This is a genomic window from Staphylococcus sp. GDH8C109P, from assembly GCF_017893405.1.
Taxonomy (GTDB): domain Bacteria; phylum Bacillota; class Bacilli; order Staphylococcales; family Staphylococcaceae; genus Staphylococcus; species Staphylococcus cohnii.
Window position 1 is genome coordinate 1 of the sequence record NZ_JAESMX010000005.1, and the last position, 6,842, is coordinate 6,842.

At 34.7% G+C, this 6,842-nt stretch carries 5 protein-coding genes and 3 pseudogenes; 3 read left to right on the forward strand and 5 right to left on the reverse strand.

Annotation, left to right across the window (positions count from 1 at the left end):
- Both KA867_RS13530 and KA867_RS01675 read right to left on the reverse strand, forming a co-directional pair.
- Window positions 1-100 (reverse strand): annotated as a pseudogene (locus KA867_RS13530) (hypothetical protein); the annotation flags it as partial.
- A 63-nt stretch (window positions 101-163) separates the two neighbouring features.
- Window positions 164-838, reverse strand: a complete 675-nt coding sequence (locus KA867_RS01675; protein ID WP_002512555.1) for an IS6 family transposase — start codon at window positions 836-838, stop codon at window positions 164-166.
- A gap of 57 nt (window positions 839-895) precedes the next feature.
- Here KA867_RS01675 and KA867_RS01680 point away from each other — a divergent pair.
- The 3 genes and pseudogenes from KA867_RS01680 to KA867_RS01690 all read left to right on the forward strand — a co-directional run.
- Window positions 896-1,417, forward strand: a pseudogene (locus KA867_RS01680) (tyrosine-type recombinase/integrase); the annotation flags it as partial.
- A gap of 2 nt (window positions 1,418-1,419) precedes the next feature.
- Window positions 1,420-3,332, forward strand: a pseudogene (locus KA867_RS01685) (tyrosine-type recombinase/integrase).
- Between the two features lies 1 nt (window position 3,333).
- Window positions 3,334-3,699: a DUF6262 family protein gene (locus tag KA867_RS01690; protein WP_000619629.1), complete on the forward strand. Its 366-nt coding sequence runs from the start codon at window positions 3,334-3,336 to the stop codon at window positions 3,697-3,699.
- Window positions 3,700-3,981: 282 nt separating this feature from the next.
- On the opposite strand, the gene KA867_RS01695 is transcribed toward KA867_RS01690, so the two are convergent.
- The 3 genes from KA867_RS01695 to KA867_RS01705 all read right to left on the reverse strand — a co-directional run bounded on the left by KA867_RS01695 (window position 3,982) and on the right by KA867_RS01705 (window position 6,400).
- The gene (locus KA867_RS01695; RefSeq protein ID WP_031883923.1) at window positions 3,982-4,398 is read right to left on the reverse strand and encodes an NAD(P)H-dependent oxidoreductase; all 417 of its coding nucleotides are present in this window, start codon (window positions 4,396-4,398) and stop codon (window positions 3,982-3,984) included.
- Between the two features lie 177 nt (window positions 4,399-4,575).
- Window positions 4,576-6,003, reverse strand: coding sequence for a chloramphenicol/florfenicol efflux MFS transporter FexA (gene fexA / locus KA867_RS01700; RefSeq protein WP_165624956.1), 1,428 nt, complete (start codon window positions 6,001-6,003; stop codon window positions 4,576-4,578).
- Between the two features lie 253 nt (window positions 6,004-6,256).
- Complete coding sequence (locus KA867_RS01705) at window positions 6,257-6,400, reverse strand: hypothetical protein (RefSeq protein ID WP_002360221.1); 144 nt, start codon at window positions 6,398-6,400, stop codon at window positions 6,257-6,259.
- Window positions 6,401-6,842 lie beyond the last annotated feature (442 nt).

The following is a 6,842-nucleotide window of genomic DNA, read 5'->3' on the forward strand; positions in this document are numbered from 1 at the left end:
TATTTATTGTCACTTCCGTTGCACGCATAAAACCAACAAGATTTTTATTAATTTTTTTATATTGCATCATTCGGCGAAATCCTTGAGCCATATCTGACAAACGGTTCTGTTGCAAAGTCAGAAAAAATATAACTAATTATCATTTTAACATGGTAGTATTCCCTTAACTGGCCAACATGTGATTAATTTCGTAGCACGGCGAAAATCCGTAGATCTGAAGAGACCTACGGTTCTTTTTATATAGACCATAAATACATTCAATACCTTTGAGTGTATTCTTTGCCGTATTGACGCTTTGATATCTCGTCTTTCTCACTTTAATATGACGGTGATCCTGCTCAATGAGGTTATTAAGATATTTAGATGTACAATGACAGTCGGGATTAAGTTTAAAATCTTTAATCAACTTAGACATTGCCACCTTCGTCGAAGGTGCCTGGTCTGTAATTATCATTTGAGGTTTACCAAATTGTTTAATAAGTCGCTTAATAAACGCATATGCTGAATGATTATCTCGTTTCTTACGTAACCAAATATCCAATGTATGACCATCTGCATCAATGGCACGATATAAATAGCACCATTTTCCTTTTATTTTAATGTATGTCTCATCAACGCGCCATTTATAATAAGCTTTTTTATGCTTTTTCTTCCAAATTTGATACAAAATAGGAGCATATTCTTGAACCCAACGGTAGATCGTTGAATGATGAACGTTAACGCCGCGTTCTCTTAGTATTTCAGATATATCACGATAACTAAGCGCGTATCTTAAGTAATAGCCAACGGCTACAGTTATTACATCTTTATTAAATTGCTTATATCTAAAATAATTCATAGAGAACGCTCCTTTTTTGTTAAAATTATACTATAAAATTAACTTTGCAACAGAACCTTACTTATTATGCTTATGTATGAAGGGGGACTTCGGATAGGAGAAGCATTATCCCTTCGTATTGAAGATATTTCAACATGGGATAACCAGATTAACATCAGGCCAAGAGATCACAATGAAAATGGAGCTTATATTAAACTTAAAAAAGAAAGAACTATTGATGTAAGTAAGGAATTAATGGCATTATATACCGATTACTTAGTACATGAATATGGGGAAGATTTAGATCATGATTATATATTTATTAATCTTAAAGATTCTTATTTTGGCCACCCTCTAAAATATCAAAGTGTATTAGACCTAATAAGAAGACTAGGAAAACGGACAGGGATTACTTTCAATGCTCATATATTACGTCATACGCATGCCACAGAGCTTATTAGAAGTGGATGGGATGCTGCATATGTACAAAAAAGATTAGGGCATGCCCATGTACAAACAACACTTGATACTTATGTTCATCTTTCTGATCAAGATATGAAGAATGAATATAAAAAGTATCTTCAAGGGAGAGAAACATGACAATGAAATTTCCAAGTGTAGCGACTAATCGAAAGCTTATCGCTAGTACAGAGATTAATAAAAAAATAGCTAATATGACAAGTGTTTTAAAAGGTTATTGGGCAGCAGATAGATGGGATATAAGAATTTGTCCACATCCTAGTGCAATTGAGTTAAGTAAGAATCCGTCACTAAGAAATCGTTGGGTAAATTTCGATAAGGTGGAAAATATCTGGTTGAAAACAGAATTAAAATATTTTTATTACCTTCACTTGAATAATGGAGCTTGGAATGCAAAATCCGTTTGGATTAGAAAGGGAACAGTGATAAGCCGGATGATGGGATTTTTAAATTTAAAATATCCTAATATTACATCGATAACCGAAGTGCCTATAAAAAAAGCTCTGACAGAATACCGGACCTACTTAACAGAACAAAAAGTAAAAACTACGACTACTAATTACAAACTTGATGTAAATCAGCAGAAAGTTACTGTACATGCTAATTCCTATTACGTTACTCATCTTAAACAGTTTATGGAATTCTATGAGGACTTCTATTTTGATGGGGAAGAATGGGAAAAAGATGTTTGGAATCGAAGAAAATTATCATTACCGGAAGATAAGGTAAACCCAACATCCTACGAATATACGATCAACTTTAAGGGTTTTGAGAATAATTATTTTAAAGAAATAGTTAAGCGATATTGTAAACTAATGTTAAACATAGCTAGCTTTTCTCACGTAGTAGATATAGCTTCAAAATTAAAAGAGTTTTTTAATTTCATGAACAAAAATTGTGAAGGTATACAAAGGATTCATCAATTAACTAGAAATGAAATTGAGCAATATTTAAATTATATTAATTTAAAAGGTTTAAAACCCAGTACTGTAACTGGACGAATATCTACTTTAGACGTTTTTTTACTACAATTCAAAGGTATGACTGGAAGGATACACCTTCTAAGATCCTTATCTTTCAAGAAGATTACCCTAAAGTGCCGAAGGCACTACCACGTTATATTGATGAACATATACTTGAACAACTAAATGGGAAATTAGATAAATTGGAACCTTATATTGCTACAATGGTTATGGTACTTCAAGAATGCGGAATGCGTATCAGTGAACTTTGTACATTGAAAAAAGGGAGCGTCATAACCGATAAAGAAGGGGATTGCTTTTTAAAGTATTATCAGTGGAAAATGAAGAAAGAGCATATCATTCCTATTTCTAAAGAAATTGCTGCATTGATATTAGTTCAAGAGCAAAGGGTGGCTGATGAACTCGATGATGAATGTATATATGTGTTTCCCCGAAAAGATTGCTCACCATTGAAACAAGATACCTTTAGGGTTAAATTAAATGAACTAGCTTATGAAGAAAAGATAACGGACAGCAACGGAGAAATTTTTCGTTTTCATGCTCATGCCTTTCGGCATACAGTTGGCACTAGAATGATAAATAACGGAGTGCCACAACATATTGTCCAGAAGTTCTTGGGTCACGAATCACCGGAAATGACGGCAAGATATGCACATATTTTTGATGAAACCCTAAAGAAGGAATTTACGAAATTTAAGGAAACCTTAGTAACGAATAACGGTAGCATTCTGGATTTAAGTGAGGAAAATACTGAAGCTGACAATACAGATCTTCAATGGTTTAAAAAGAATATCAATGCACAGGCACTTCCTAATGGCTATTGTCGGTTACCAGTAATTGCAGGACCATGTCCTCACGCAAATGCATGTTTAGATTGTACGAATTTCTGTACAAGTAAACAATTTCTTACTGAACATGAAGAGCACTTAGAGCGAACTAAAGAAATACTAAATAGGGCTAAACAAAACCAATGGCAGCGTCAGGTTGAAACCAATGAACGTGTTAAAAATAGATTAGAACAGATTATTCATTCGTTAAAGGAGACGAATTAAAATGATTAGAAAAGGTAACACAACTGCCATAGTTCAGCTAGCTAAAGACAAGTCGGAGAAAACAAGAATTAGGGTTGAAAAGACAATTTCAGAGATGGCATTGAAAGAAGAGAAGATTAATTTTAATTCCGTTGCACAAAAAGCAAATGTTTCAAAGTCATGGCTTTACAAACAAAAAGATATTAGAACTAGAGTGGAGACATTAAGAGGGATGCAGATAAGTGAGTTAACCCCCCGTAAACCTAGTAAAAGCCCTCGTTCAGAGGACGTATTAATAAAAACCTTAAAAAGCCGTATAAAGGCGTTAGAAGAAGAGAATGAACGGTTAAAGGATCAAGTTCAAAAATTACATGGCAAGCTGTTTTAGCAGATTTGTGTTTCTTGGAATTTATTGGGCACTTTGAATTGGCTACCTAAAATGAAATCGCTAAAACCTTCAATAACTTCAATAGCCCATTTCCCTAAATGTGTTAAGGGGAAATGGGCTTTCTTCTAGTATTGTTGGCATGATCGCAGAAGTGTTTTATGCTCTTAAATAATACTTTTTAATATATTGCAAATACTCATTAGCACTTTTCTGTATCTCTTCGCCCTTCATATCCGAATTAGCACCGTAAAGTACAAACTCTGGTACATATTCAGCATGAATCTATGCACATAAAGATTTGAATGGTGTTAACATCTGGGTTAATGTATGCTTGTTTTTACCCATACTTGTAAATTCACCTTTTTTTACGCCAGCTGATATAGCTAATCCTAATTTTCGATTATAAAATATTCTTTTACCCTTTGATCCGTAAGCCCATCCATATATAATCACTTCATCGATCCATTTTTTTAATAATGAAGGAGAACTATACCAATATAATGGAAATTGAAAAATAATATTATCATGATTTTCAACTAATTCCTGCTCTCTTTTTACATTCATAATAAAATCAGGATACTCTCTATAAAGATCATGAATGGTAATTTCGTTTGAATAAGACGCTGCTTTTTCTACCCAAACTTTATTGATTCGAGAATTTGGCATATCTGGGTGAGAAACGATCACCAATGTTTTCATTGTTTCATCCTTAACATACTCAACTTTCGCACCAATAAAACAGTGTACGAAAGTTGAGTTACTTAAAAGTATTCTATTCTAAGAAATTCAAATTTGCGTGATTCCTAAGCTATTTATTTACAGCTTAAACTATAGAAGATGAACTAAACAATAACTAATCTTTACATAACTAAGTTATTACCCACGCTTTTTTAAACCTAATCCAGCTATTAAGGCAATGAGTATTGCCCCTGTAGCTGCAAGGAACGCATCTGAGTAGGACATAGCGTCCAATATATATAATGGATTTATCGGCTCAGTAGCATCACGTCGAGCGGATAATAATGCTCCAATCATACCTGCTCCAGTTCCTGATCCAAGGTACAAAGCACCTTGGAAAATCCCCATTCCGACACCAACCTTGTCTGCATCGAGTGCACTTACTGCGGCGTTATTTGCGGGAGAATTCGTGAATGCAAAAGCAATCCCTACTCCGAGGACCCCCACGGAAACTAACAGAGGTGAAGCACCAGATGCATAGGTGGACAAGAATAAGGTAGACAGCCCCATCAGAGTCATCCCAGTAATTATCAGACGTTTATCCCCAAATCGATCAGAAAGACGGCCAACGAAGGGAGATAAGATTGCAACAGCCACACCACCTGGCAACAATATCATTCCAGCCTGTCCAGAAGAGAGTCCATTCACCTCAACGACTAGTAATGGGACGAACATAAGAACAGCGAAATAAGCAAACATCGAAAAAAATGCAATTATGACCGTATTGACATAATCCTTGTTATTGAACAGGACAGGTGGTACAAATGGATTTTCTGCGGTAACAATTCTCCAAATAAATCCCACCAAAGCTACAACAGAACCAATTAGGCTAGTTAACGATGAGAACGAAGAAAAACCAGAAGTTTCTCCTTGAGTGATGCCAAAAAGGAGTAATCCTACTGTGAGGCCGAGGAATAAACCACCAATGAAATCAAAGTTCTTATTGCTTCCTACGGATTCTGCCGGTTTAATTGTCGGTAACGCGTAGTAGGCACCAATAACAATCATAATGGCTAACAAAAATGTGAACCAAAACAAGGCATTCCACCCTAAATATTGACCAACTACTCCACCAAATATTGGACCAGCAGCAGTTCCAACACCAATACTTCCTGCGATAATTCCCAAAGCTCCCCCACGTTTTCCTTGTGGGAAAACCTTCGAAATTGCAATGACTGATAGAACTGGAATTGCGGACATCCCAGCACCCTGAACCATTCTTCCCAAAACCAACAATGGGAGGTTCGGGGCAATTGCACATAAAAGACTACCACTTGCCAGAATCATAATGGCAAAGATATATAGCTTTCGTAACTCAAAAAAGTCTGAGATTCGACCATAAATCGGAATTCCAATCGCAAGAACAAGTGCAATACCACTAACTATCCAACTCACTTGAGATTTCGAAGCTTCTAAATCTTTGCTTATTAGTGGAAGTACGGGATTGACTGAATCAGCCGTAATTGCACCTACAAGTACAGATAGGGAGAGTACCATCATTAAAAGCCTAGTAGAACCCCTTTTTTCAGATTGAATCATTTCTTTAGATTTACTATCCTTTTTCATTTTATTTCCTCCTAAAATATATTGTGATTTTAGGAGGCTAAATCCACTGCTTTCACCATAAACCTCACCTCATATCTATTTATATTGTAAAACCAAATCAACGAACTCACCATATTTCTACAGCATGATTAAAGATTCGGTTCTCCAAACTAACTGAACTGATCAAACAAAAAAAAGGCACCAGTTTAACAACCGGTGCCTAATCATTCGTATGCATTTTTACAAATGCAATAGATTCATAAATTTTTGCCCATTATATAAAAGGAGGCAAAAAGTTTTCCGGTAGTGTTTCCATTTTTTGTTTTTGTGAAAAAGGACATACTGATCCCGTTGTACCTAAATCCCCTGAAACTTTTACATGCTTTCTAAACTCGACATTAATGAAATCAATTCCCATTACTTTTTGCCTCCTTTCTCATATTGTGATAATAACACAATAATAATTGATGAAAAAGAAATAATCAACCCTACTTTTTTGAAAACCAATTTAAAGCTTTACTACTTTTACTTACATAATAAAGGCAGGTGCAGTATAAACTTTTTTAAATATGTCTACTTTAACGAGCAGGTAGCGTCAGTTAAAGATGATAATTTAAGATCGAAATCATATTATAGATATTCCGAAATTGGGCGTGATTGTTGCAGGTCAAAAGCCTAATTCCTCGATAAAATAAAAAGGAGTTACTTTTTTTATTTGTGGTACATTCTTATGACCGTAATCAATTGTCATCTCATAATTACATTGTATTTTTTCTTTTGATTTAATGCGTTAAATATATGTCCTTAAAGTAAAAACATTGATGTTAATGGATTTTTAGTAATTTACTCTTGATAAGATG

Coding starts and splice junctions, on each gene's coding strand:
- KA867_RS01675 (WP_002512555.1), bottom strand. CDS start 838: ATGAATTATTTTAGATATAAGCAATTTAATAAAGATGTAATAACTGTA.
- KA867_RS01690 (WP_000619629.1), top strand. CDS start 3,334: ATGATTAGAAAAGGTAACACAACTGCCATAGTTCAGCTAGCTAAAGAC.
- KA867_RS01695 (WP_031883923.1), bottom strand. CDS start 4,398: ATGAAAACATTGGTGATCGTTTCTCACCCAGATATGCCAAATTCTCGA.
- fexA (WP_165624956.1), bottom strand. CDS start 6,003: ATGAAAAAGGATAGTAAATCTAAAGAAATGATTCAATCTGAAAAAAGG.
- KA867_RS01705 (WP_002360221.1), bottom strand. CDS start 6,400: ATGGGAATTGATTTCATTAATGTCGAGTTTAGAAAGCATGTAAAAGTT.